General features: G+C 69.7%; 23 protein-coding genes. 11 read left to right on the forward strand and 12 right to left on the reverse strand.

All coding sequences use genetic code 11. From position 1 onward, the window contains the following. Positions 1-388: 388 nt before the first annotated feature. Positions 389-1,996, reverse strand: a complete 1,608-nt coding sequence (dnaA, locus tag AMYNI_RS0116230) for a chromosomal replication initiator protein DnaA (RefSeq protein WP_020669075.1) — start codon at positions 1,994-1,996, stop codon at positions 389-391. 640 nt (positions 1,997-2,636) lie between these two features. Here dnaA and rpmH point away from each other — a divergent pair. From rpmH to AMYNI_RS0116265, 8 genes are all read left to right on the forward strand, one after another. After that, entirely contained in the window at positions 2,637-2,780 is a 144-nt protein-coding gene (gene rpmH, locus AMYNI_RS48170) for a 50S ribosomal protein L34 (RefSeq protein ID WP_084628390.1), read from the forward strand. Between the two features lie 25 nt (positions 2,781-2,805). Next, positions 2,806-3,261, forward strand: coding sequence for a ribonuclease P protein component (gene rnpA, locus AMYNI_RS48175; RefSeq protein WP_084628391.1), 456 nt, complete (start codon positions 2,806-2,808; stop codon positions 3,259-3,261). Beyond that, entirely contained in the window at positions 3,258-3,578 is a 321-nt protein-coding gene (yidD, locus tag AMYNI_RS0116240) for a membrane protein insertion efficiency factor YidD (protein ID WP_051116334.1), read from the forward strand. Before rnpA ends, yidD begins: the two co-directional genes overlap by 4 nt. A 4-nt stretch (positions 3,579-3,582) precedes the next feature. Then, entirely contained in the window at positions 3,583-4,707 is a 1,125-nt protein-coding gene (gene yidC, locus AMYNI_RS0116245) for a membrane protein insertase YidC (protein ID WP_020669078.1), read from the forward strand. A 30-nt stretch (positions 4,708-4,737) separates the two neighbouring features. Continuing rightward, positions 4,738-5,364, forward strand: coding sequence for a Jag family protein (locus AMYNI_RS0116250; protein ID WP_026360522.1), 627 nt, complete (start codon positions 4,738-4,740; stop codon positions 5,362-5,364). Positions 5,365-5,605: 241 nt separating this feature from the next. Further along, positions 5,606-6,313 (forward strand): 16S rRNA (guanine(527)-N(7))-methyltransferase RsmG, encoded by a 708-nt coding sequence (gene rsmG / locus AMYNI_RS0116255; protein WP_020669080.1) that lies wholly within the window; start codon positions 5,606-5,608, stop codon positions 6,311-6,313. A gap of 119 nt (positions 6,314-6,432) precedes the next feature. After that, a complete protein-coding gene (locus AMYNI_RS0116260; protein WP_026360524.1) occupies positions 6,433-7,356 on the forward strand; it encodes a ParA family protein in 924 nt (307 codons plus the stop codon). Next, positions 7,356-8,366, forward strand: coding sequence for a ParB/RepB/Spo0J family partition protein (locus tag AMYNI_RS0116265; protein ID WP_020669082.1), 1,011 nt, complete (start codon positions 7,356-7,358; stop codon positions 8,364-8,366). The genes AMYNI_RS0116260 and AMYNI_RS0116265 overlap by 1 nt, the downstream gene beginning before the upstream one ends. Positions 8,367-8,458: 92 nt before the next feature. Here the strand turns inward: AMYNI_RS0116265 and AMYNI_RS0116270 are convergent, their stop codons facing one another. Next, a complete protein-coding gene (locus tag AMYNI_RS0116270; protein ID WP_020669083.1) occupies positions 8,459-9,409 on the reverse strand; it encodes a D-alanine--D-alanine ligase family protein in 951 nt (316 codons plus the stop codon). Between the two features lie 67 nt (positions 9,410-9,476). Then, entirely contained in the window at positions 9,477-10,805 is a 1,329-nt protein-coding gene (locus tag AMYNI_RS0116275) for an aminotransferase-like domain-containing protein (protein WP_020669084.1), read from the reverse strand. A gap of 208 nt (positions 10,806-11,013) precedes the next feature. Here AMYNI_RS0116275 and AMYNI_RS0116280 point away from each other — a divergent pair, with 208 nt between their 5' ends. Continuing rightward, positions 11,014-11,667, forward strand: coding sequence for a GNAT family N-acetyltransferase (locus tag AMYNI_RS0116280; RefSeq protein WP_020669085.1), 654 nt, complete (start codon positions 11,014-11,016; stop codon positions 11,665-11,667). Positions 11,668-11,895: 228 nt separating this feature from the next. Here the strand turns inward: AMYNI_RS0116280 and AMYNI_RS0116285 are convergent, their stop codons facing one another. The 9 genes from AMYNI_RS0116285 to AMYNI_RS0116325 all read right to left on the reverse strand — a co-directional run bounded on the left by AMYNI_RS0116285 (position 11,896) and on the right by AMYNI_RS0116325 (position 22,832). Beyond that, positions 11,896-13,029: an N-acetylmuramoyl-L-alanine amidase gene (locus tag AMYNI_RS0116285; protein WP_020669086.1), complete on the reverse strand. Its 1,134-nt coding sequence runs from the start codon at positions 13,027-13,029 to the stop codon at positions 11,896-11,898. A 284-nt stretch (positions 13,030-13,313) separates the two neighbouring features. Further along, positions 13,314-13,637, reverse strand: a complete 324-nt coding sequence (trxA, locus tag AMYNI_RS0116290; protein WP_020669087.1) for a thioredoxin — start codon at positions 13,635-13,637, stop codon at positions 13,314-13,316. A gap of 41 nt (positions 13,638-13,678) precedes the next feature. Further along, a complete protein-coding gene (gene trxB, locus AMYNI_RS0116295) occupies positions 13,679-14,674 on the reverse strand; it encodes a thioredoxin-disulfide reductase (protein WP_020669088.1) in 996 nt (331 codons plus the stop codon). A 119-nt stretch (positions 14,675-14,793) separates the two neighbouring features. Then, complete coding sequence (locus tag AMYNI_RS0116300; protein WP_026360525.1) at positions 14,794-15,564, reverse strand: hypothetical protein; 771 nt, start codon at positions 15,562-15,564, stop codon at positions 14,794-14,796. Beyond that, the gene (sigM, locus tag AMYNI_RS0116305; RefSeq protein ID WP_020669090.1) at positions 15,561-16,223 is read right to left on the reverse strand and encodes an RNA polymerase sigma factor SigM; all 663 of its coding nucleotides are present in this window, start codon (positions 16,221-16,223) and stop codon (positions 15,561-15,563) included. The genes AMYNI_RS0116300 and sigM overlap by 4 nt, the downstream gene beginning before the upstream one ends. Positions 16,224-16,254: 31 nt before the next feature. Next, on the reverse strand, positions 16,255-17,850 hold the full coding sequence (locus AMYNI_RS0116310) for a protein kinase family protein (protein WP_026360526.1): 1,596 nt from the start codon (positions 17,848-17,850) through the stop codon (positions 16,255-16,257). A gap of 74 nt (positions 17,851-17,924) precedes the next feature. Further along, positions 17,925-19,718 carry a murein biosynthesis integral membrane protein MurJ gene (gene murJ, locus AMYNI_RS0116315; RefSeq protein WP_020669092.1) on the reverse strand — a complete coding sequence of 598 codons (1,794 nt, stop codon included), beginning with the start codon at positions 19,716-19,718 and terminating at the stop codon, positions 17,925-17,927. A gap of 469 nt (positions 19,719-20,187) precedes the next feature. Then, the gene (locus tag AMYNI_RS0116320) at positions 20,188-22,329 is read right to left on the reverse strand and encodes a DUF6049 family protein (protein ID WP_020669093.1); all 2,142 of its coding nucleotides are present in this window, start codon (positions 22,327-22,329) and stop codon (positions 20,188-20,190) included. After that, positions 22,326-22,832, reverse strand: a complete 507-nt coding sequence (locus AMYNI_RS0116325) for an NUDIX hydrolase (RefSeq protein ID WP_026360527.1) — start codon at positions 22,830-22,832, stop codon at positions 22,326-22,328. Before AMYNI_RS0116325 ends, AMYNI_RS0116320 begins: the two co-directional genes overlap by 4 nt. A gap of 101 nt (positions 22,833-22,933) precedes the next feature. Between AMYNI_RS0116325 and AMYNI_RS0116330 the strand changes: the two genes are divergently transcribed. Both AMYNI_RS0116330 and AMYNI_RS0116335 read left to right on the forward strand, forming a co-directional pair. After that, positions 22,934-24,385: a CCA tRNA nucleotidyltransferase gene (locus AMYNI_RS0116330; RefSeq protein ID WP_020669095.1), complete on the forward strand. Its 1,452-nt coding sequence runs from the start codon at positions 22,934-22,936 to the stop codon at positions 24,383-24,385. 111 nt (positions 24,386-24,496) lie between these two features. After that, the gene (locus AMYNI_RS0116335) at positions 24,497-25,816 is read left to right on the forward strand and encodes a sensor histidine kinase (protein ID WP_020669096.1); all 1,320 of its coding nucleotides are present in this window, start codon (positions 24,497-24,499) and stop codon (positions 25,814-25,816) included. The last annotated feature ends 3 nt before the right edge of the window (positions 25,817-25,819 follow it).

Genomic DNA, 25,819 nt, shown 5'->3' on the forward strand with positions numbered 1-25,819 from the left:
GGCGTTGCCCACAGGCGTCCACATCCATCCACAGTTGTCCACACGGCTGTCCCCAGATGTGGGTCGGTCTGTGCCCAGGCAGCCCACCGCCGGCGCACCGCCCGCGGCTGCCAAGGATCGCCCTCCTGAGTGACCCGCGTCGCTCCTTTTCTTTCATCGGCGACGGGTTGAGCGTCGCTTCGGCCGCTCTCGTTGTCAGCAAAGGGGTTTCCGAGGTGACGGTGTGCGTACGCGTACGCACACACAGACGAACCCTCAAGTAACTCTTTTAACCGGTTTCAGTAACCAATCATAGAGGTTACGGCGCGGTGCGAGCAAGATTCGCCCTTGCTGAAAAGAAAACGGCCGCCGTCCAGAGTGGACGACGGCCGCCGAGGAATCCGGGGGCTTACCTGGCGCGCTGCTTTATCCGCGCGGTGAGCTCCTGCACCTGGTCGTAGATCCGCCGGCGCTCGGCCATCTCCTTGCGGATCTTCTTGTCCGCGTGCATCACCGTGGTGTGGTCCCGGCCGCCGAAGGTCTGGCCGATCTTGGGCAGCGACATGTCGGTCAGCTCGCGGCACAGGTACATCGCGATCTGCCGCGCGGTGGCGAGCGCCTTGGTCTTACCGGGCCCGCACAGATCGTCCAGGGTCACGTCGAAGAAGTCGGCGGTGGCGCCCATGATCGTCGGCGCGCTGATCTCGGGCGCCTGCGAGTCCGGGATCAGGTCGCGGAGCACGATCTCGGCCAGCCCGACGTCCACCGGCTGCTGGTTCAGCGACGCGAACGCGGTGACCCGGATCAGCGCGCCTTCGAGCTCGCGGATGTTCGCGGCGATCCTGGCCGCGATGAACTCCAGCACCTCGCCCGGCACCGCGAGCCGGTCCTGGCCCGCCTTCTTGCGCAGGATCGCGATCCGGGTCTCCAGCTCGGGGGGCTGGATGTCGGTGATCAGGCCCCACTCGAACCGCGTGCGCAGCCGGTCCTCCAGGGTCTCCAGCCGCTTCGGCGGCCGGTCCGAGGACACCACGATCTGCTTGTTCGTGTTGTGCAGCGTGTTGAAGGTGTGGAAGAACTCCTCCTGGGTTCCTTCCTTGCCCTCCAGGAACTGGATGTCGTCCACCAGCAGGATGTCGATGTCGCGGTACCGGCGCTGGAAGGCCACCTTGCGGTCGTCCCGCAGCGAGTTGATGAAGTCGTTGGTGAACTCTTCGGTGGACACGTAGCGCACGCGCATGCCGGGGAACAGTCGTTGCGCGTAGTGCCCGACCGCGTGCAGCAGGTGAGTTTTGCCCAGCCCGGACTCGCCCCAGATGAACAACGGGTTGTACGCCCGCGAAGGCGCTTCAGCGACCGCGAAGGCGGCTGCGTGCGCGAACCTGTTGGACGCGCCGATGACGAAGGTGTCGAAGTTGTACTTTTCGTTCAGCCGGGTTTTCGAAGTCTGCGGCTGTGCCGGCGCGGTGTAGGGCTGGCCCGCGATCGGCTGGCCGGCGAACATCGGCCAGATCTCGTTCGCGGTGGCGAGCGCCTCGCCTTCCTCATCTACCTCTTCGTCGCCGTCGCTTTCACCGTCATCGGTCGCGGTGCCGGTATTCGGAGCGGGTTCGGGCGGCTTCGGCCGCGACCGGCGGGCCGGCGGGAGCAGCCCGTCCTCGATCGGCGGCATCTTCGGCGGCTCGGACGGACCCGCGTTTTCCACCCTCGCGGGTGACGACTGGTAGAGCGTGGGGGGCGCCGGCGCGGCCGCCTCGGCGGTATCCACCTTCACCGCGAGCGAGACCGCGCGGCCGAGCCGCCGGGAGAGCGCGTGCGTGATCGGCTCGCGCAGCGCGCGCTCGATGGCTTCCTTGGCGAAGTCGCTCGGCGCGGCAAGCAGCGCGGTGCCGTCCAGCAGGCCGATCGGGCGAGTGACCCGCATCCACGCCCGCTGCTGCGGAGACAGGGTGCCGTCGGAGAGCTCCCTGACCACCTGCTCCCAGACGACACCCAGATTGACCTGGTGCTCGGACACCTACTCCGCTCCCCTCCCCTCGTCTGCCCCAGACGACACGGTTTCAACTGCGGTGACTCACCCTGCCAGCTCGGGTCTTAGCTCCATCGAGCTGTCTGTTCAGTGTTCGTGGTCACCGCGCGCAGCAGGTATCCACAAAGTTGTCCACAACTGTGCACTAATGTACGGCGATCCGCAGCCACTCCAACCACGGGATCGTCCTAAGCCTGCCGGAGCCTCTCCACTTCCCCGGCGGCGGCGCGAGCACCTCCAGCGGTGCCCCAGGAAGGGGCACGCTAACAAGCGCTTCGCGCTGCCACAAGACTTCGTTGGCCGCAAGCATTTCACGGTGTACGGCGTGTTGCCATTCGGTGCTGGAGGGTTCCCGCGCACCGGGTCACCGATGGTCGCCCTGGGTGGTCGCGGGGGCCGGTTTCGGTGTCACCGTGCCGGGTGCGTACCCTCGTAAGGTCTCCCGCCTCAGCGGGTGCCGTTTGCGTGCGCGTGTTCTCGTCACCCGACGGAGCCGAGTCGCACGATGGTAGGAGACACCATAGGCGGTAGGAGCCTCCCGCCAGGGAGGGCCAGGACATACATACAGCCGTGCTCGCGCACGGCACGCCCGTAACACCGGGCGACCTAAGACACAGGAGAAGTATCCGTGAGCAAGGGTAAGCGCACCTTCCAGCCGAACAACCGCCGACGCGCTCGGACCCACGGGTTCCGGCTGCGGATGCGTACCCGGGCGGGCCGGGCGATCCTGGCCGGGCGTCGGCGCAAGGGCCGCGAGAAGCTGTCCGCCTGATCCCGGCCCCTCGGCGAGACGCGCCGTGTTGCCGGCAGCCGCTCGTCTGCGGCGCAGCGAAGACTTCCGGGTGGTCATGCGCCGGGGAGCTCGAGCCGGGCGGCGGCGCCTCGTCGTGCATATGCTGACCACCGACCCGCCCGCATCCGATCAGGGTGCCAGGGCGGGTTTCGTGGTGAGCAAGGCCGTTGGCAACTCGGTGGTGCGGCACCGGGTGACCCGCCGGCTCCGGCACCTGGTGGCCGATCGTCTCGGAACCCTGCCGGCCGGCAGTTCGTTGGTGGTACGGGCGTTACCGCCGGCTTCCGGCGCGTCCAGCAGTGAACTCGGTTCGGATCTCGACGCCGCGCTGCGGCGGCTCGGTCTGGCGCACGGTTCCCGGACGGCCCGCGGTCGCGGTGCCGGCCACCACGGCGTTGCCAGCGTCAGTGGCGTGAGTGACGCGAGCGGCGTCAATGAGGACAACGGACCAGCGGTGTGAACGAGAGCCAGACAGCCTCCACGAGCGGACGGCCGGCGGGTGAGTCCCGGCCGGGACCAGTGGCATGGCTGTTGCTCCAGCCGATCCGGTTCTACCGCAAGGTGATCTCCCCCTTCCTGCCACCGAACTGCCGGTTCTACCCGAGCTGCAGTACCTACGCGGTGGAGGCGCTGACCAGACACGGCGCGGCTAGAGGCAGCTACCTCGCCGTGCGACGGCTGCTGCGTTGCGGACCATGGACGATGCCCGGCCGCGACCCGGTACCGGAGAAGTTCACCTGGCGCCATCACAGACCTGACACATCGATCGAGGAGTAGTTCCGTGTCGCTCGACTTCATCTACTACCCGGTGTCGTTCATCTTGTGGTGTTGGCACAAGGTGTTCGGGTTCGTCTTCGGCGAAGCCGCCGCGATCTCATGGATTCTCGGCATCATCTTCCTGACCTTCACCGTCCGCGGCATCATGTTCAAGCCGTTCGTGAACCAGGTCCGGTCGATGAAGAAGATGCAGGAGTTCGCACCGGAGGTCAAGAAACTCCAGAAGAAGTACGCGAACGACAAGCAGCGCCAGGCGCAGGAGATGCAGAAGCTCCAGAAGGAGCACGGGGTCAACCCGCTCGGCAGCTGCTTGCCGATGCTGCTGCAGATCCCGGTGTTCATCGGCCTGAACCACGTGCTGCGGATGTTCACCAACCTGCCGCTGGACCAGAAGACGGAGAACTACTTCTTCGACAAGGCCGGCGTCGAGTCGTACGTGAACGCCAAGCTGTTCGGCGTCAACCTCGGTGAAGCGATTAACAACGCGACCGTGGTCGGCGGCCAGGGCAGCGGCTGGCACTGGAACGTGGCCCCGGTCGCTATCCCGCTGATGATCGTGGCGAGCATCGCGACGCACCTCACCGCGCGGCACTCGGTGGCACGGCAGAACCCGGAGTCGGCCACCCCGCAGACCGCGATGATGAACAAGCTGACCATGTACATCTTCCCGCTTGGCGTGCTCGTCTTCGGTGCCCTCTTCCCGCTCGGACTGCTGTTCTACTGGCTGGCGAACAACGGCTGGACCCTGATGCAGCAGCGGCTGGTCTACACCAAGATCGACAAGGAAGAAGAGACGAAGAAGGCCGAGGCGATCGAGAAGCGCACCGCGCTCGGCCCGAAGCCGGGACAGAAGCCTCAGGTCGGGCAGAAGCCGGCCAACCCCAAGCGGAACACCAAGGCGGGCTCCCCGCACAGCTTCGCCCAGCAGCCGAAGCGGCCGGCCCAGAACGGCTCGTCGAACGGCGCCAAGCCGGGCACACCGAAGAAGAACACCCCGGCCAAGCCCGCGGACAGCACCGCGAAGGACGCCACCAAGAACTCGGAGCAGCAGGGCTCGAGCGGCAAGGGCGCGCGTACATCCGGCGCCAGCAGCGACTCAACGAAGAAGCCGGGCCGGAAGCGTCGCTGAGGCGAGCAGGTCGGGAGAGGAGACATGAGCATGTCGGAGACTGTCGAAGCGGTCGACGCCGAGCAGGACGAGACGACGGCAGGCGAGGCCGGCACAGCCACCGCCGAGGTGACCGCGGAAGGTGCGGAGAACACGGAGGACACAGGGGGCACCGAGGAGGCCGAGGGTGGCAAGCGTTCGGCCGGGGTCGGCGAGGACGTTCTCGTTCAGGAGGGCGACATCGCCGGTGACTACCTGGAGCGGTTGCTGGACCTTCTGGACTACGACGGGGACATCGACCTCGATGTCGAGGCCGGCCGCGCGATCGTCAGCATCGACGGCGGTGAGGATCTGGAGAAGCTCGTCGGCGCGAGGGGCAACGTGCTCGAGGCGCTGCAGGAGCTGACCCGGCTGGCGGTGCAGCAGGAGACCGGTTCGCGCAGCAGGCTGATGCTGGACATCGCGGGCTGGCGGGCGGACCGTCGCGCGGAGCTTCGCGAGCTCGGCAAGTCGACGGCGGAGACGGTGATCTCCACCGGCGAGCGAGTTCGGCTGCAGCCGATGAGCCCGTTCGAGCGGAAGGTCGTGCACGACGCGGTCGCCGCGGTGGACGGGGTTCGCAGCGAGAGCGAGGGCGAAGACCCCAAGCGGCGCGTGGTGGTCTTCCCGGACGCGTAGCGCAAGCACTCCCCTGAAGCGGCCCGCCGGATTCGGCGGGCCGCTTTTTTGTGCCTGCCTCCCCCGCGCTCGAACTACACCGCTGTCGTTTCACGTGAAACGCGCGCCGGCTCGTAGTGGACTTGTGCACAGTTGCGGTCTGTCGCGCGGCTTTGGCGGAGTCGTCGGGGACAATCGGAGCGCGCGGCCTCGCGCCCGAGGCTTCGCGTTTCACGTGAAACGAGTTTGTAGGGAGCTGTGAGTGGAGGACGTCGAGGGCTCGGTGCCGGTACCCGAGGTGGCCGGCCGAGTGTTCGGGGATGGGCTGGAACTGGCTACTCGGTTCGCCGCACTCCTTGAACGGCACGGCGTCGAGCGTGGACTGATCGGTCCGCGCGAGGTGGACCGGCTCTGGGATCGACACCTGCTGAACTCGGCCGTGATCGGCGAGCGGATCCCGCACGGCGCCCGGGTGGTGGACATCGGCTCCGGTGCCGGACTGCCGGGCGTACCGCTGGCGATTGCCCGACCCGATCTCGATATCGTTCTGGTGGAGCCGATGGCGCGCCGGGCGGAATGGCTGTCCGAGGTGCTGTCCGCGCTCGACTTGCCGGCGACAGTGGTACGCGGTCGCGCCGAGGAAAGAGCGGTGCGAGATGATGTCGCTGGCGCGGATGTGGTGACCGCGCGAGCCGTGGCCCCACTGGCCAAGCTCGCCGGTTGGTGCCTGCCGCTCGCCCGGGTAGGGGGCATGATGCTCGCGCTCAAAGGCTCCAGCGCGCGGGACGAGGTGGCCCGGGACGCGGCAGCGGTCGCCAAGGAGGGCGGCTCGACTCCGGTCGTGTCCGAATGCGGAACCGGCTTGCTGACCACCCCGACCACCGTGGTGATCGTGGAGCGAGTCAAGCCGGCCAAGGCATCGCGTCGCCGGCGGAACTCCGGGTCCGTCAAGCCGAGCCGTGCCGGGTGACAACTGGATGAGAACAGCTGCGAATGATGGCCGATCAGTATGGAGCGACGAATGTTCCACGTGAAACGGCGCGATCTGAGCGCCCCCGAAGCATCGACCACGGGAAGGTGGCTTGACCGGTGACTCCACCTGCGTCAGACCCCAACACCAGCCACGGACTGGGCTGGACGCCGATAGAAGAAGAGGCGCAGCGCGCGGCGCGAGTGCTGCACCCGGAGGAGCACACGCTGCCGCGCCCGGACCGGCGCCGCGTGCTCACCGTCGCGAACCAGAAGGGCGGCGTCGGCAAGACCACCAGCGCGGTCAACCTGGCCGCCGCACTCGCGGTGCACGGACTCAAGACCTTGGTGATCGACCTGGACCCGCAGGGCAACGCGAGCACCGCGTTGAACATAGAACACCGCTCGGGCACCCCGTCCATCTACGAGGTGCTGCTGGGCGAGGTCTCCCTCGCGGACGCGGCCGCGGTCAGCGAGCAGTCCCCCAACCTCTACTGCGTGCCGGCGACCATAGATCTCGCCGGTGCGGAGATCGAGCTGGTCTCGATGACCTCCCGTGAGGCGCGGCTGAAGGAGGCGCTGTCCGCCGAAGCCATCGACGAGATCGGGGTCGACTACGTCTTCATCGACTGCCCGCCCTCGCTTGGCCTGCTCACGGTGAACGCGATGGTCGCGGCCCAGGAGGTGCTGATCCCGATCCAGTGCGAGTACTACGCGCTGGAGGGGCTCGGGCAGCTGCTCAGCAACATCGAGCTCGTCCAGAAGCACCTGAACCGCGAGCTGTCCGTCTCCACCATCCTGCTCACCATGTACGACGGCCGGACCAAGCTGGCCGACCAGGTGACTCAGGAGGTGCGCAACCACTTCGGTGAGGTGGTGCTGAAGACCGTGATCCCGCGCAGCGTGAAGGTCTCCGAGGCGCCGGGTTACGGTCAGACTGTGCTCGCGTACGACCCCGGCTCCCGGGGCGCGATGAGCTACATGGACGCCGCGCGTGAGGTGGCGGAGCGCGGCAGCACCGCAAACGGGAGGGGCGGCAACTGATGACCGAGCGACGAGGGGGGCTTGGCCGGGGGCTGGCCGCGCTGATTCCGACTGGGCCGGTCGGCCAGCCGGAAGGGGCCGCGGCTCCCGCCCAGGCGAAGATCGAGCCCGTCGACGGCGGGAGCGAGCAGGGCCGGGCCGGCGCGAACGGCTCGGCACCGACGCACGAAGGCGAGGTGGCCGGAGCCGTCTACCGCGAGGTTCCGGTCTCCTCGATCAAGCCCAACCCCAAGCAGCCGCGTCAGGTCTTCGACGAAGAGGCGCTGGCCGAGCTCGAGCACTCGATCCGCGAGTTCGGGCTGATGCAGCCGATCGTGGTCCGCGAGCTCGGTGGCGACGAGTACGAGCTCGTCATGGGCGAGCGACGCCTCCGGGCGTCCCAGCTGGCCGAGCTGGAGAACATCCCCGCCATCGTCCGGCAGACCGCGGATGAGGCGATGCTGCGGGACGCGCTGCTGGAGAACATCCACCGCGTCCAGCTCAATCCGCTCGAAGAGGCGTCGGCCTATCAGCAGCTGCTGGACGAGTTCGAGGTGACGCACGAGGAGCTGGCCGGCCGGATCGGCCGCAGCCGGCCGGTCATCACCAACACCATCCGGCTGCTGAAGCTGCCGCTTCCCGTGCAACGGCGGGTCGCCGCCGGGGTGCTCTCCGCCGGGCACGCCAGGGCGCTGCTGTCCCTGGAGGACGCCGGTGCGCAGGAGGAGCTCGCCGCCCGGATCGTGGCGGAGGGCTTGTCCGTGCGGGCCACCGAAGAGGCGGTCACGCTCAAGAAGAGCGAGGCGCCGGCCAAGCCGAAGCAGCAGCCGCGCAAGCCGATGCAGGCGCCGGGGCTGCAGGAGCTCGCGACCCGGCTCTCGGACAGCTTCGACACCCGGGTGAAGGTCGACCTCGGCCGCCGGAAGGGCCGGATCGTGGTCGAGTTTGGTTCGGTGGACGACCTCGAGCGGATCGTCGCCTTGATGGACCCGAATAGTACAAAACAGACACGTGAAACCGATGAAGGATGACCCCAGGGTGTTTCGTCACGGTGATGATTGCCCTGGGTCTACCTGAAACTACAGATTGCGACCGGCTGGCGAGGTTCGCGAGCCGGTCGCGGCTACTCCGCCCGCTTGATCGCTTTGTCGACCAGATCGGCGAAAACGGCACCGAGTGAGGCGCCGGACGCTTCGACGGCCATCGGCACGGTCGAGGTTTCGGTCAGCCCGGGCGAGAGGCCCACTTCGAGGAACTGCACGGTGCCGTCCGGGCTGACCATCGCGTCGGTACGCGAAATGTCGCGGAGGCCGAGTTCCCGATGCGCCGCCACCGCCAGCTCGCCCACCGCCTTGGCGAGCTCGTCGGACAGCCGGGCCGGCGTGAAGAAATCAGTGAGTCCCGCCGTGTAGCGCGCGGTGTAGTCGTAGATCCCGCTTTCCGGCACGATCTCCACCGCGGGCAGTGCCTCCGCGGCGCCGTCCCGCTCCACCACGGCCACGGCAACTTCCACACCATCGACGAAGCGCTCGGCGAGCACGGTGTCGCCGTAGGCGAAACAGTTGACCATCGCGGCCGGCAGTTCCGCCGCGTCCCGCACCACCTGCATGCCCAGTGCCGAGCCACCCTGGTCCGGCTTGAGGATCAGCGGCAGGCCGAGTCGTTCGACCATCGCGTCCAGCACGCCCTGCGCGCCGAGCTCGCGGAAGGTGCTGTGCGGGAGCACCACCCAGTCCGGGGTGGCGAATCCGGCCTTTTCCAGCACGGCTTTCGCGGTCGGCTTGTCCCACGCGCGCCGGCATCCCTGCGAGCTGGTGCCGACGAACGGCACGCCCAGCATCTCCAGCACGGTCTGCACCGAACCGTTCTCCCCCTCGCCGCCGTGCAGCGCGACGATCGCCGCGTCCGGGCTGCCCGACCGCAGCCGTTCCAGCAGCCCCGCGTCGGTGTCCCATTCCTCGACGGCGAGCCCTTCCTCCCGCAGCGCGGCGGAGAGCCGGCGGCCGGAGCGCAGTGAGATGTCGCGCTCGTGCGAAAGGCCACCCGCGAGAACGGCCACGGTGCGTTCGGCCACGGCAAAACTCCTTAAATGTCTACAGTGGACTCGTGCGGCCACCGCAGGTCGATCGGAACGCCCGGGTTCAGGCGGTGTCGGGCGAGGGCGACTGCGGTCCCGAGATCGGCCGCGGGCTCACGCTACCGAAGGTGCGGACGAGGTCCATTTCGGACTCCAGCACCCCGGCCAACCGTCGCACGCCTTCCTTGATCCGCTCCGGGGTCGGGTAGCAGTACGACAGGCGCATCTGCCTGCTGCCGAAACCGTCCGCGTAGAACCCGGTGCCGGACGCGTACGCCACCCGCGCGGTGACCGCCCTCGGCAGCATCGCCTTGGTGTCCACTCCTGGCGGCACGGTCACCCAGACGTAGAAGCCGCCGTCCGGATGGGTCCAGCTGCAACCGGCCGGCATGTGCTGTTCCAGCGCGGAGATGATCGCGTCGCGGCGTTCGCGGTAGTTCTCCTGGAAGGTCTTGATCTGGCCCTTCCAGTCGTGCGTGGCGAGATAGCGCGACACGATCAGCTGGTTCAGCGTCGGCGGGCACAGGGTCGCGGATTCGGCGGCCAGCACGAGCTTTTCCCGCACCGCGTGCGGCGCCAGCACCCAGCCGACCCGGAGGCCGGAGGCGAAGGTCTTCGAGAACGAGCCGAGGTAGACCACGTTGTCGGGATCGGTGGAGCGCAGTGCCGGGTAGGTCTGGCCGTTGAAACCGAGCAACCCGTACGGGTTGTCCTCCACCACGAGCACGCCGTGCTGCCGGCAGATCTCCAGGATCTCGGCTCGCCTGGCCACGGCCAGTGTCACGCCGGCGGGGTTGTGGAAGTTCGGAATCGTGTACAGGAACTTGACCCGCTTACCGGCTTTCTCGGTCTGCGCGAGCGCCTCTCGCAGGGCGGCGGGCACCAGCCCGTCGTCGTCCATGGTCACGTGCACGACTTGGGCCTGGTACGCGGTGAACGAGCCGAGTGCGCCCACGTACGACGGGCCTTCCGCCAGCACCACGTCGCCGGGATCGCAGAACAGCCGGGTGACCATGTCCAGGCCCATCTGCGAGCCGACCGTGACCACCACGTCGTCCGGGTGCGCGGAGATGCCTTCCAGCGCCATGATTTCGCAGATCTGCTCGCGCAGCGCCGGTACGCCGTGCGCCGAGCCGTACTGCAGCGCGACCAGCCCGTCCTCGGCGATGATCTCGGCGACCTGGCCGGAGAGGGTGTCCAGCGGCAGTGCGGCGAGGTTCGGCATACCGCCTGCCAGCGACACCACTTCCGGCCTGCTCGCCACGGCGAAAAGCGCCCTGATCTCCGACGCGGTCATCCCCGCGGTGCGCGCGGCATACCGGTCGAGGTGCCGGTCCAGGTTGTGGTGGCCGGAGCCGGCTGGCTGTTTTTCGGGCGGTCCGGAAGCAGTCATCAGGCACTTCGCAAGAGTTCGGCGGTAGTCGTTTACCGGCGGGTAGTTCCGTCGAGTGTAACCACCCGCTCTTGTGACGAGCCCGGCCTTCCGGTGCTCATCACATCGGCCTATCCTCGAACTTGGCCTGTCGCGGTCGGTCATGCCCTCGGGCGGGCTCGTCTCCGCGAACTACACGGTCGCCGTAAGCACAGTTCCGGGAGGTCGGGTGTCGCGACGCGTCGTAGGCGTCACGCTGGACAACCTGGAGCAGTTGCCGATCAAGTGCCGCCGATGTGTGTACTGGGAGCTTGCGCCGCATCTGAAGGCGCAGGCCGAGGAGTTCGGCGAGACCGAGGTGGAGAAGGAAGCCTGGGTGTCCAGCGTGCTGCTGGAATGGGGCTCCTGCGGGCGGATCGTCTACAGCGACGACCTGCCGGTCGGCTTCGTGTTCTACGCACCGCCGAACGCGGTGCCGAGGTCGAACGCCTTCCCGACGTCACCGCCGGGCCCGGACGCGGTGCTGCTGACCGGTTTCCAGGTACTCCCCGAGTTCCGCGGCGGCGGGCTCGGTCGGATGCTGGTGCAGGCGGTCGCCAAGGACCTCACGAAACGCGGCGTGCGCGCGATCGAGGCGTTCGGCGACGCCCAGCCGCCCGATCCCGATGTCGAGACCGGCCCGGCCGAGCACAGCTGCGTGGTGCCGTCCGCCTTCCTGCAGAGCGTCGGCTTCAAGACCGTCCGGCCGCACCCGCGGTGGCCCAGGTTGCGCCTGGAGCTGCGTTCGGCGATCAGCTGGAAGGAAGACGTGGAGGCCGCGCTCGAACGGCTCCTTGGCACGGTGAGCATCAGCACCGCCGAGCCCAGCGCCGCCCGCGCCTGACCCGTCCGGCCGCGCAGACTACTCCGATCCCCAGGTTGTCCTCTGGCGGAGGGCAGGGTTATCCACAAAATGTGGATGCATCCACGAGTTGTCCACAGATCGCCGAGTGACCTGTGCACGGGCCCTGGGCTCGATAAGCTGGGCTCGGGGTCGCCCCCCGGGACGGGTGGGGGCTGCGCTGGGGGCGCAAAAGTGCGTTTTGCCTGGTGAGGCCGTTGCGGGGGCGGGTTATTCGGCCTTGGCCAGTTCGTGGGCCAGTACGTCGGCGAAGGTGAAGGTGCCGGTGGGCTGGTCGCCCTCACCGAGCAGGTAGAGCCGCTTCACGGCGATCAGGATGCCTTCGGCGACCACGTCCCGGAACGCGGGCTCGGAGAGCCGGTGCCGGTCCGCGGGGTTGGTCAGGTAGCCGATCTCGATGCGCACCGCGGGGCAGCGGGTGCGGGTGAAGATCTCCCAGGTCTTGTAGTGCGTGCGGCAGTCCTGCAGGCCGGTGCGGGCGGCCAGCTCGCGTTGGATGAAGCCGGCCAGCAGCTCACCGACGGTCGAGGTGGTGCCGTTGCCGGTGCCGAAGTGGAAGCTCGCCACGCCCTGCGCCTTGGGCGACGCGTTCTGGTCGCTGTGCAGCGAAAGGAACAGGTCCGCGCCGGCGTCGTTGGCGAACTGGGCGCGTTCCACCTCGCTCGGGCTGTGGTCCTGGCCGCGCGAGATCAGCGCCTCCATGCCGGTGGCCTTCATCCGGCCTTCGAGGCGGCGAGCCAGGTCCCAGGCGATGTCGGCTTCGCGCAGGTCGCCGACGACCGCGCCGGCGTCCGTACCGCCGTGCCCTGGGTCGATCACGATCCGCTTGCCGCGCAGCCGTGGCCCGGCCCGGCGCACCTGCTCCTGCTCACGCAGGAAGACCGGGCGGCCGCCGCGAGCCCGCGGCGAGAGCTGGCGCAGCGCGCGAACCGTGGCGGCGCCGCAGATCCCATCCACGACCAGGCCGTAGTCCCGCTGGAAGTTCCGCAGCGCGTGTTCGGTCTGCGCGCCGAACGCGCCGTCCGGGCGGCCCGCGTTGTAGCCGAGCTCGGTCAGCCGCTCCTGCAGCGCGAACACGTCGTCGCCGTGCACCGGCGACGAGATCAGGTAAGCCAGCGGACGGCTGCCGAGGTGGAAGCTGGCGCCCCGCAACGCCTGATAGGTGGCCGGCCCCACCACGCCGTCGGTGATCAGGCCGCGCCGCTGCTGAAAGCCGCGAACCGCCTGTTCGACCGTCGCGTCGAAGGAGCCATACCCGTCCGTGCGGAGCAGGCCCAATGCCGTGAGCATCGACCTGATCTCGGCGACGTCCGGTCCGGCGTCACCGCGGCGGAGTACCCGCATGCACTCCTCGCTCTTCTTTGGGCACCGAGGCGCTCGATGCGGTGCGGAACTTGGTTTCTGGGGGCTGCCCAGCGTCTCTATTGTGCCCTGCGAACTCTCGGTGAGCGCGCAGGGCCGGTCAGTGCGTCTGTGCTCGTCAGACCAGGTGGCCTGTCCACCAGAAGTGACGCCCCTGGTGGCGTCGCGTGACGTGATCGGCCTAGCGCAAAACAAAAACCCGGAGGGCGCGTAGGTACACGCGCGACCCCCGGGTCCTCGTTGCCGGAACCGAGCTCAAACGAGACTCAGAGCACGTCCGAAAGATCCGACAGCAGGGCGGCCTTCGGCTTCGCCCCGACGATCTGCTTCACCGGCTTGCCGCCCTGGAACAGGATCAGCGTCGGCACCGACATCACCTGGTAGTCCCGCGCAGTGTGCGGGTTCTCGTCGATGTCCAGCTTCGCGATGGTCAGCTTTTCCTTGTGCTCCGAGGCGATCTCCTCGAGCACCGGGGCGACCATCTTGCACGGCCCGCACCAGGTGGCCCAGAAGTCCACGAGTACCGGCTTGTCGCTGGTCAGCACGTCGTCGGTGAAGCTCTTGTCGGTCACCTTGACGGTGTCGGTCATCTTCTCTCCTCTATCGGGTCGAGCTCGGAAGCCTGATCGGGTTACTTGGCCGACGCGGCGTAGCCGCCGCCGACCAGCTCCGGCGCCTCGTGCGCCTGCTCGGTGACCGCGTGCTCGGCCAGCCAGCGTTCCGCGTCGATCGCCGCGGTGCAGCCGGAACCGGCCGCCGTGATCGCCTGCCGGTAGGTGTGGTCCACCAGGTCACCGGCCGCGAACACGCCGTCCAGGTTGGTGTACGAGCTGGGTGCCTTGGCCCGCACGTAGCCGGCCTCGTCGATGTCCACCTGGCCGCGGACCAGCCCGCTGCGCGGGTCGTGCCCGATCGCCACGAAGAAGCCGGTGACGTCCAGGGTCGACTCCTCACCGGTCACCGTGTCCCGCAGCTTCAGGCCCTGCACCTTGCCGTCGCCGAGCACCTCGGTGATCTGCGAGTTGAGCTGCCAGCGGATCTTCTCGTTCGCCCGCGCCCGCTCCAGCATGATCTTGGAGGCGCGGAACTCCTCGCGCCGGTGCACGATCGTCACCGACCGCGCGAACTTGGTCAGGAAGGTCGCCTCCTCCATCGCGGAGTCGCCGCCACCGGCGACCACGATGTCGTGGTCGCGGAAGAAGAAGCCGTCGCAGGTCGCGCAGGAGGACACGCCGCGGCCGAGCAGTTCCTGCTCACCGGGCACGTTCAGATAGCGGGCAGCCGCGCCCATCGCCAGGATCACCGCGCGAGCCGCGTACCGCTTGCCGTTCGCCGTCACGTACTTGACGTCGCCGGTGAGCTCGAGCTCCTCCACGTCCTCCGCCCGCAGCTCGGCGCCGAACCGCTCCGCCTGGGTGCGCATCTGCTCCATCAGGTCGGGGCCCTGGATGCCGTCGCGGAAGCCGGGGTAGTTCTCGACCTCCGTGGTGGTCATCAGCGCGCCACCGAACTGGGAGCCCTCGAACACCAGTGGTTCGAGCTGCGCCCGCGCGGCGTAAACGGCCGCCGTGTATCCGGCCGGACCCGATCCGACGATGATCAGGTTCCGAACGTCTTCTGCAGCCACCCGTGACCTCCGCTCGTAGTGCCCGTGTACCAGGCTCAACACGATCGTAGGTGCCGGTGTTCCCGAGCATGCGGCCCGCCACATCCAGGCGCGGCGGGCCCCTCGGCGACCGGTAAGGGCTAGCCGACGAACTTGTCGAAGATCGGGCCTTCGCCGCCGGGGCCGCAGGTCGCCGGGAAGGCGACCAGCCGGAACTGCGCCAGCTTGCCGGTGGTCAGCACCACCAGCACCGCGGACTTGCCGTCCACCGTCACCGGCCGGAAACCGACCGGCTTGACCGAGGCGTCGAAACCGTTCGCGGTCAGACAGGAGTCCAGTCGCTCCTGGCTGCCGAGCGGGCCGAAGTCGCGCACCCCGTTCGCCTGAGCCGGGGAGGCGTTCGAGCCGTCGCCCTGCAGGGCGAGCGGGGCCTCCCCGTCGCCGGGCGGTGGCTGGGCCACGTTCGGCGTGCCGGGGGTGTTTCCGCTGGGCACCACGATGGCGATCGCGGCCACCGCGGCCGCGGCGACGGCCACGATCCCGGTGGCCCAGCCGACCCGCTTCTTACGTCGCTGCCGGGCCGCGTCCAGGCTCACCACCGGGGCGGGCTCGGACTGGCGTGGCGCGGGGACCGCGAAGTGCTGACGGGCCTCTTCCGCGAGCGCGGCGTCCAGCCTGGCCGCGAACTCGGCCGGCATCGGTTCGACGGGCGCGGAGCCAAGTCCGGCCAGGTCCGAGCTGGTGGCCTCCAGGGCCGCGATGATCTCCCGAGCCTCCGGATCCGCCTCGACCCGCGGCCACAACTCGGCCGCGGTGTGCTCGTCGAGCACACCGGCCTGCAGGTCGGCGAGCAGATCGACGGACCACGGCGGGCCCACGACACCGCCCGTTCCCCGGCTCTCGTCCGTCATCGTCCCTCCCCTTGATGCTGCGTTCGCGGCATCCGCTGCGCTTGGCCGGTCCGTGACGGCTGGTCCTGGCCTCGTTTGCTTTCGTGAGTTGGGACGTTCGCTTCTGCATCGGGGTTCCGCAGATGTCCTAGAACCTTGGCGAGCTTGGCTCGACCCCGCGCACACCGGCTCTTCACGGTGCCCTCCGCGATGCCGAGCATGGTGGCCGTTTCGGCCACCGAATAGCCCTCGACGTCGACCAGCACGATCGGCGCGCGCTGATCCTCGGGCAGCTCGTCCAGCGCCGCCTTGATGACCAGCCGGGTCTCCCGGTCGGCCATCGAGTCACGGGGGGTGGACGGCTCGTTGTGCCCGGTCTCGGGCAGCGGCACGGTCGGCCTCGCCTGCCGACGGCGTACCCGGTCCAGGCAGGCGTTCACCACGATCCGGTGCAACCAGGTGGTCACCTGCGACTCGGCGCGGAACTTGCCGGCCGCGCGGAACGCGGAGATGAACGCGTCCTGCAGTGCGTCGGCGGCCTCCTCCGGGTCGCGCACCGTGCGCAACGCGACCGCCCACATCCGGTCGCGATGCCGCCTGACCAGTTCACTGAACGCGTGTGGGTCACCGGCGGCATGTGCCGCGATGAGATCGGCGTCCGTAGGAGCGGCTGCGGTCACCCGTAAGAGATTAGCCCCCACCGCCCGGCTGTCATTTGGCAGGCAGGAAGCCGAGCTCGCCGATCTCGGAAAGCAGCTTGCCGTCCTGGCCGGCCAGCTGGGTGACCCACACGATGACGAACTTGCCCTGCTGCGGCTGGTCCAGTTTCAGCACGGTCTCGCCGTCGCCGAGATCGGCCGAACCGACCGTGCGGGTGTCGCTCAGCTTCGCGTTCTTGCTGTCCGCGATCCTGATCTCCACCTTGGTGCCAGGCGACTTCGAGTCGATCTTCACCTGGGACAGGTTGATCGGCTGGTCGAACTCGGCGACCAGGCCGACACCGGGCTTCACCTTGGGGAACTGCTGCTTGTACTGCTCGGTGCGCCAGACCGTGCCGGGATTGTCGTCGGTCGCGTTCTTCGCGCGGGCCGGGTTGTCCCCGTCGCCTTCCGGGTTGTAGACGCTGACCGACGCCGGCTTGACCGGCGGGCCCGTCTCACCCGCGGCGGGCGGGGGCGCCGGGTTCTGGGAGGAGGCCGGCGGCTGGGCCGGCGCGGTCGTCGAGGGCTGGGCCACGTTGATCGGCGGCCCGCCCGCGTCCGGGTCGGTCTGGAAGAAGCTGATGGCCAGCATGCCGAGCCAGGCCAGGATGCCCACCGCGGCGACCACCAGCACGGTGACGCCCAGTGCCAGCTTGCGCCGGCGCGCGGCGTCCTTGACCGGCTTCTTGGTGATCCACACGCCGCCGTCGGCGTCCGTGCCGGACTCTTCGGCGGGCACCTGCTTGATCAGCTGGGTGCGTTCCTCGGCCTCGGCGGCCAGGTCCAGTGCGCGCAGGATGGCCGCGCTGGTCCGGATCCCGCCGTGCCCGCCGTCTTCGATGGTGCGCACGGCGAGCGAGGACAGCTCTGGCGGCACCCTCGGCTGCAGCGAACGGGGCGGCACGATCCGGCCGTTCGGCGCGTGCGGTGCGGACGGGATCGCCGCCGGCCCGCCAGGCAGCGCCCACCGGCCGGTGAGCAGCAGGTACAGCACGGCGCCGATGGCCTTGACGTCGTCGCGCAGGGTGGCGTCCGGCAGCGGGCCGGGGAAGGCCAGCCGCAGCGCGCCGTCCGGGGTGACCCGCAGCCGCTGCGGATGGTCGAGGCCGAGCACCAGCCCGGACTGGTGCGCGCGTTCCACCGCTTCGGCCAGCGCCTGCACCATCCTGGCCGCGGTGCCGGGCGCCACCGGCTGCTCGGCCACCAGGTCGATCAGGTCGGTGCCCTTGGTCCATTCGGCGACCACCACCCCGAGCAGGCCCTCGCCGGAGGTGATGCCGGTGCCGAGGCTGAGCACGTCGAGCACCCTGGCCACGCCGTCGTGCCCGAACTTCGCCGCGTGCGCGGCGCGTTCCAGGGTCCGGCGGGCCAGCCGGGCCGACTCGGCGTCCGCCGGGTCGCCGACCAGCAGGGTCAGCGCGACATCGCGGCGCAGCTGCCCGTCGCGGGCGCGCCACAGATGGGCACCCGCGCGTTCGTCGATCCCGAATTGGGCAAGCAACCGGTAGCGGCCGTCGCCAACGACGCCGCCCGGTGCCAGCGAGCCTCCTCGGGCCCGAACCCCCGTCCGGGGTGCGCCGGTCTGCTCACTCCGCTTCGTATTCACCGCACTCTCCCACGCATCTCAACCGAGGGTACGGGAACACATCGCGTGCACGAGGGTTATCCGTGCGTAAAACGTTATCCGCGCTTAATCAACCGGGTGAATCTTCTGGTCACACCGTCCAGCTCCGGGATCTTCAGCGCGATCAGCACGCCGAACGAGACGACCATGCCGACCACGCCCTGCAGGATCAACTCTATCCAGGCCTGCAAAGACGGGCCGAGGAAGTCCGGCACCAGCATGCCGACCAGTACCGCGGCGGCGGCGCCGAGGCCGCTGGCCACCACGGTGAACAGGATCACCCCGATCACCCGTTTGCTGCGCAGGTTGCCCAGCTTGACCCAGAGCCAGACCTGGCCCATCACCGCGCCGACCACGAAGCTCAGCGAGTTCACCATCATCACGCCGAGCACCAGGTCGCGCGGGCTGAGCAGACCGGATGCCAGCAGCAGCAGCGGGATCTTGACCCCGGTCATCACCACCATGATCAGGGTCGGCGTGCGGGAGTCCTTCATCGCGTAGAACACCCGCATCTGCAGCATGACCAGCGCGTACGGCAGCAGCCCGAAGGCCGACACGGCCAGCGCCTGGCCGAGCCGCTCGGCGTTCGCCACCGCCTGGTCGTCGCCGCGCAGCGCGAACAGCGCCACCCCGATCGAGGTACCGGCCACCACCATCACCGCGGACACCGGCAGCAGCGTCAGCGTGCTCAGCCGGGAGCCGTAGGACAGGTCGCCGATCAGCTTCTTGGTGTCCCCGTCCGCCGCCGCACGGCTCATCCTCGGCATGATCGCGGTCAGCAGCGACACCCCGATCACGCCGTAGGGCAGCTGGAAGAGCAGCCAGGCGTTGGAGTAGGTGCTGACGCTGCCCTGGGTGCCGAGGGTGAGCACCCTGGTGGTGACGCTGACCCCGATCTGGCTGACCGCCACGTAGGCGAAGATCCACAGCGCCAGCCCGCCGAACTCCTTGAGCCGCGAGTCGATGCCCCAGCGCCACTTGAACTTGAAGCCGGACCTGCGCAGCGCCGGCAGCAGGTAGGCCGCCTGCACGACCATCGCGGTGAGCACGCCGAGCCCGAGCACCAGCAGCTTCGGGTCGCTCATGTTCAGCGGGTTGAGGGTCGGGTCGCCGGGCACCAGCGCGTATAGCCCGATGGTCGCGAAGATGACCAGGTTGTTGACCACCGGGGCCCACTGGGCCGGGCCGAAGATCTGCTTGGCGTTCAGGATCGCGGACAGCACCGCGAACAGCCCGTAGAACAGCAGCCCCGGCAGCAGCAGGTAGGCGAAGGCGGTGGCCAGGTCCGAGTTGGCCTCGCTGCCCTCCTCCACCAGCAGGCTGGTGAGCAGCGGGGCGGCGATGGTGGACAGCACCGCGCCCACCGCGAGCACGGTGATCGCCAGGGTGACCAGCTGCTGGGTGTAGCGCTGGCCGCCGTCCTCGTCGTCCTGCGAACGGACCAGCAGCGGGATCATCACGCTGGTCAGCACCCCGCCGAGGAGCAGCTCGTTGACCATCAGCGGCAGCGTGTTGGCGACGGTGAAGGAGTCGTAGACCACGCCGAGGGTGGCCACCACGCCCAGCATCACCTTCCAGGCGAACCCGGTGATCCGGCTGGTCAGGGTGGCGATCGCCATCCGGCCGCTGGCCTTGGCCAGCGACGGCGCCGCCTTGTCGGTGACCTTGGGCTGGATGCCGGTGGCGTCCGGCAGGCTGTCGCCGACCGGCTCGGCCGCCTGCGGTACGTCCACGAACCGCGGCAGCATCCGGGTGGCGAACTCGTCGTACGGCCGCAGCATGGCCATGTCCTGGTCGGCCGTCGGCCAGCGCACGCCCGGCGGCACCCAGCGGTCGCGCGGGATGAGCATGGTGGCGTCCTCGCGCGGCGGCGGCTGTGGAGGGTGTGGAGGCTGGGCGCGCTCCTGCTCCTGGCGCCACGGCCGGACCGGCGGCGGCTGGCGTCGCGGCGGGGGCTGCTGCGGTGGTTGCTGGGCCGGCGGTGCCGGGGTGTCCGAGGGCCTGGCCGGGCGGAACCGCCGGGTCGGCTGGTCCGCGATCGGCAGCGGCGGCTGCGGCGGGTTGTTCGGCGGCGGCGGAGGCGGCTGCTGGGCACGCCGGCGCGGCGGCGGGGGCCGTCCGTCGGGCGGCGGCACGCGCCGCCGCCTGCCTTCCGGCGGCGGCTGGTCATGGCGCGGCGGGGGCGGCGGCACGCGTTCGGACTTGGGCGGCCGCGCGCGCCGGCCCGCCCGCGAGCCAGGCTCTTCGTCCAACACGTCCCCATCTTCAGCGGTCGACCAGTCCGGACCAGGGTAATCGTCGCCGGTCCGCCCGCGCGGGTTACGTCTTACTGCGTGCCCGGATGCGCCGATAGATCCGACGACCGGAGAGCAGCAGCAACGCGCCCGCCGCGGTCACCGTGATGATGATGGTGACCGTGCTGTACTCACTGGACCGCAATTCGAAGGTGGCCGGGCTGCCGAGCTGGGTGCCACCCGGTGTGGTGAGCGACACGTCCACGCTGAACCGGCCGACGCGCAGCGCCTCCACCTCCAGCGCGGCTTGTTGCGAGGTGCCGGCCGCGATGCTGTACTGCTTCGCCGGCGCAGGCTTGAGGCCGCTGTTGTTCTGCAGGGTGATCTGCACGTTCACCGTCACCGGCAGTTTGCTGGAGACGAACACCAGCAGCGGGGCGCTGCCGGAGGCACGGGAGATCGGCTGGCCCGGCGTCTCCACGGTCACCCCGCCGAGCAGGGTGTCGAGCTGGTCCCGCGCCTCGCCGGCGGACGTGGCCGCGGCGCCCGGCCTGCCGTGCCACGCGGTGGAAGTGGCCCGCAAGATGGCCGCCCGCAGCGGTTTGATCAGGTCGCCGGGATCGACCTGGGTGGTCGGATCAACGGTCATCGCGCTGCGCAGGTCGAGCGCCGAGTCGTGCACCACGGACAGCTCTTCCGGCACGTCCGATGGCACGCCGGCGGCGGTGTCCTGCGCCGAATAGCTCATCTTCGCGGTGCCGTCGACCGGCGAGACGAGCAAGCTCTGCACCGGGGTCGGCGAAATGAGCCCCCTGGTGGCGAAGTCGGACAGGGTGCCGAGGAAGCTGGTGAGCTCGCTGACCGACGCGGTCCACCGGTGCGGCGGCGCAACCAGCAGCGGTTTCGACGGCGGCTCCCCGCTCAGGCCGTGGAAGGCCAGTGCCGCCAGCCCGTTCTGGGTGGCCAGCGGCCGGTCGCTGCCCGGGGTCAGCGTGCCGGCCGCCTGCACCGGCGTCCCGGCCAGCGCGGTGGCCAGCACGCCGTCCACCGGCTGGGCCCGCAGCGTGCTGTCCTGCAAGGTGGCTGCGCTGCCGGGGGTGCCTTCCTTCAGCTTCGCCGGGTCCGCGATCAGGGTCTTGGTGCCGGTCTCGGCCAGCTCGGTGAGGGTCGCTTTGTCCAGCGGCCCGTCCGGCCAGAGCACCCCGGCCTGCGGCTGCACGCTGAGCAGCTCCAGCAGCCGCTGGCTGCCGTTGGTCGCGGCGCTGATCAGCGACCGGTCCTGGTCGTGCACCTTGGTGAGGGCGGAGAGCTCGGTGTCCGCGTACGGCAGCTGGATGACGCAGTTCCCGGCGACCACCTGGCGCAGCGTGCCGAGCCACCGCTTGGCCGCCTCGACGCCGCGGCCCTCCTGGAGGCCCTGCGGGGTGCGCACCTGGTAGCCGCGGGTCATCGCGTCCACGGTGTCCAGCAGGTCGGGGTCCACCGCGAAGCACAGCGAATCGGTCAGTGCCTGGTCGCCGGAGCGGGCCCGGACGGTGGACACCAGCGCGTCCAGCCTGCCGCCGGGGGCGAGATCGTTCGCCAGCTGGTCGTCGGAGAGCACCATCGCGCCACCGAACGGCGCGGACACCACCCGCGGCCTGGTGTCCGCGATCGGCCACAGCACGGCCACCTTGGTCGGCCGGTCCGGCTTCGACGGGGCCTCCTTGCCCGGCACGCCGAGCACCGGCAGCAGCATGCTCAGCGCGGCCAGCCTGGCCTGGTCGCCGTACTCCGGGGTGCCGTTCACGTTGACCAGCAACGGGTACACCCCGGGCCTGGTGACCTGCAGCCCGCCCGCCCCGTCGTTGACCCGGACCACGATGGTCAGCGGCGCGGACTGGCCGGGCTCCAGCGTGGCGGCCACGTCGGCGTACCTGGTCTGCGACGCGCCGGTCGGCGGGGCTTCGCCCAGCGAGGCGCGTAGCTGGCGCTCGGTGGTCTGCCGCTCGCCCAGTTCGAGCCGCGCCTTCACCCCGGTCAGCCGCCGGTCACCGATATTGGTGACCCGGCCGGAGATGCTCAGCGTGGACGACGTGGCGGTGAGCAGGCGCGGCGCCATCTCGCCGATGTCCAGGCGCAGTCTGCTCGGGCTGTCCGGGACCGGCTGCGCTTCGGCACCGCTGCCCAGCAGCGCCGAAGCGACAACGAAAAGGACAGCCAACGTAAGTGCGGCGAACCGCTTCACTCGGTGTGCTCCTCGAGGAACAGCGCCCGCGCCTTGCGCACCAGGGTGCGTTCGTCGGCGTAGGCGAGTTTGGCCTCCAGCTCGTCCAGCGGTACCCAGGCGACCTCGGTGACCTCGACATCCTCGTCGGACAGCTCGCCACCGGCGGCTTCCAGGATGAAGTGGTGCACCGTCTTGTGCACCCGGCGGCGCTCGGCGACGAACCAGTAGTCGATGGTGCCCAATGACGTGAGCACGTGCGCGGAAATTCCGGTCTCCTCCTTCACTTCGCGCACCGCAGTCTGCTCGGTCGTCTCGCCGTCCTCGATGTGGCCCTTCGGCAGCGACCAGAGCAGCTTGCCCTGGCGGTCCAGCCGGCCGATCAACACCGCGTTCGCCCGTTCGGCGTCGACCACGAGTCCGCCGGCAGAGGTCTCGTCGACGGTGGTCAGCCTTCTGCCGCGGCGGCGCCGAGACCGGCGTCCCGGCTTCGCGCCACCGGAGCGACCGGCCGATCCAGACATGCTGCGATGCTAGAGCAACTCTCCGCGCCGGTACGCTGGCTTCTCGTGTCCGTGTTGATCAGCTTGTGTAGTAAGTGCACTCCATTGATGGTTGGGTCCCTGTGAACGAACTTCTCGCGAAGCGGAACGCGGTGACCGAACTGATGCGCATCGCTCCGGTGGCGGATGAGCTCGCCGCTCTGTTCGCCAAGGCGGGTCATCGGCTGTACCTGGTTGGTGGCAGCGTGCGGGACGCGCTGCTCGGCAGGCTGTCCGCCGACCTGGACTTCACCACCGACGCGCGGCCGGACCAGGTGCTCCGGATCGTGGCCGGCTGGGCGGAGGCGATCTGGGACGTCGGCATCGCCTTCGGCACCGTCGGGGTCACCCGGGGCGGGCGGACGCTGGAGATCACCACCTTCCGCGCGGACAGCTACGACAAGGTCGGCCGCAACCCCGAGGTCACCTTCGGCGACTCCATCGAGGGCGACCTGCTGCGCCGCGACTTCACCGTGAACGCGATGGCCATCGACCTGACCGAGAAGACCTTCGTCGACCCGCACGGCGGGCTGGAGGCGATCCGGGACAGGGTGCTCGACACCCCCGCCACCCCGGCCGAGTCCTTCTCCGACGACCCGCTGCGCATGCTGCGCGCGGCCAGGTTCGTCGCGCAGCTCGGTTTCACCCCGGCGCCACGGGTGGTCGACGCGATGACCGAGATGGCAGGGCAGCTCACCCGGATCACCGCGGAACGGGTGCAGGCCGAGCTGTCCAAGCTGATCACCGGGGCCAGCCCGCGCGAGGGCATCGAGCTGATGGTGGACACCGGACTGGCCGCCGAGGTGCTGCCGGAGGTGCCGGGGATGCGGCTGGCGATCGACGAGCACCACCAGCACAAGGACGTCTACCAGCACTCGCTGACCGTGCTGGACCAGGCGATCGAGCTGGAGCGCCGGGACGACCCGGCCGCCGAGCCGGACCTGGTGCTGCGGCTGGCCGCGCTGCTGCACGACATCGGCAAACCGGCCACCCGCGAGTTCCAGCCGGGCGGCGGGGTGAGCTTCCACCACCACGAGGTGGTCGGCGCGAAGATGGCCCGCAAGCGCTTGCGGGCGTTGAAGTACAGCAAGGAGATCGTGCAGCAGGTCTCCCAGCTGGTCTTCCTGCACCTGCGGTTCCACGGCTACGGCAAGGGCGAGTGGACCGACTCGGCGGTTCGCCGGTACGTCACCGACGCGGGCGACCTGCTGCAACGGCTGCACAAGCTGGTTCGCGCCGACTGCACCACCCGCAACAAGCGCAAGGCCGCCGCGCTGCAGCGCACCTACGACGAGCTCGAGGAGCGGATCGCCAGGATCGCCGCCGAGGAGGACCTGGCCAGGGTGCGGCCGGACCTGGACGGCAACGAGATCATGCGGCTGCTCGGCCTGCCGCCGGGCCCGCAGGTGGGTCAGGCCTGGAAGTTCCTCAAGGACCTGCGGCTGGACCGCGGGCCGCTGGAGCACGACGAGGCCGTCGCGGAGCTGAAGAACTGGGCCAGAGACCAGGGCATCGAACCGCCGGTGAACTCCTGAGGCGGGACTAGGGCATTCCGGGGAACTTTCGGTGCTCCTGCCTCGGCCGCGCCACCAGATATCGGATACTTGATCACCCGTCCAGGTAGCCCGGAGAGCTGGTGGCCGAGTTTGTCCTCCGAGAAGCCTGCCGAGCCGCCGGCGCCCGAGCCCCAGCGACGCCGTGGGTTTCTCGCCGCGCTGCTCCGGCGCGGCGCCGGGGTGCTGGCCACCGCGCCGGACGCGCTGACCGACGAGGTCTCCGACCCGACCCCGATCAGCGCGCTGCGCCGGATCCGGCACATGGCGGGCCCGGTGGACGCGCGCCGGCAGGACGGACTGCTGCTGCGGGCCACTCGGTATGTCGCGCTGGTGCCGCTGGTCTACCGGATCCTGTCCGTGCCGGGGGCGCTGGCGGTGTTCCTGGCCGGCGGTAACGGTGGGGTGCTGCCGGTGTTGCTAGTCGCCGCGTTGTCGGTTGGGCTGAACGTGTTCGGCGCGGTCTGGCTGCTGCGGCGGGCGCCGTTCAGCGGGCACAACGCGGCCAGGCTGCTGGTGCTCGACGTGGTGTTCACCGTGCTGGCCAACCTGGCGGTCGCGGCCACCGTGCCGGCGCCTGCCTTCGAGACGGCGATGGCGGTGCCCGGCAAGCATCTGCTCGGCGCCATCGCGCTGCTCACCCTCGCCATCGGCGTGCCGTACGGCGCGGGCCTGCTGGCGCTCGCCGTTCCGCTGCGCGGCACCGCGCTTTGGCTCAACAACGGGACTTTCAGCGGCGCGTTCACCGGGCTCGGCACCATGCTGGGGGTGCTGCTCACCGTGACCGGCGCGCTGGTGCTGATCGGCCTCGGCACCCGGCTCGCGCTGGCGTACGGGATCCGGCACGGCCGCGAGGCCGAACGCGCCCAGCAGCACCGCGCCCTGCACGACACCGTGCTGCAGACCCTGGAGGCGCTGGCGCTGCCCGGCCGCGGCAACGCCGAGCAGCAGCTCACCGAGCTGCGCCGGCTGGCGCGGGCGCAGGCGGTGGAACTCCGCGCCACCCTGGAGACGGCGGCCGAAGCCGGCACCAGGCCGCTCGGGGAGAAGCTGGCCGCGCTCGCCGCGGAGATGGCCCGTGACGGGTTGCGCGCGCAGCTGGTGATGGCCGAGCTGGACAGCGACACGCTTTCCGAGGCAAGGCAGATCGCGGTCCGCGACGCGGTGCGGGAAGCCATGCGCAACACCGTGAAGCACTCGGGCACCGACCAGGTGGTGGTGCGGGTGGCGGAGAGCGGCGGCGGGATCGCGGTGACCATCCGCGACCACGGCGCCGGGTTCACCGCGACTTCGAAGCCAGGCTTCGGCATCAGCGAGTCGATCACCGCGCGGCTGGCCGAGGTCGGCGGGACCGCGCTGGTGGAGTCCGCGCCGGGCGAAGGCACCAGGGTCACGCTCTGGGTTCCTTCTTGATCG

Source organism: Amycolatopsis nigrescens CSC17Ta-90 (assembly GCF_000384315.1).
Classification (GTDB): domain Bacteria; phylum Actinomycetota; class Actinomycetes; order Mycobacteriales; family Pseudonocardiaceae; genus Amycolatopsis; species Amycolatopsis nigrescens.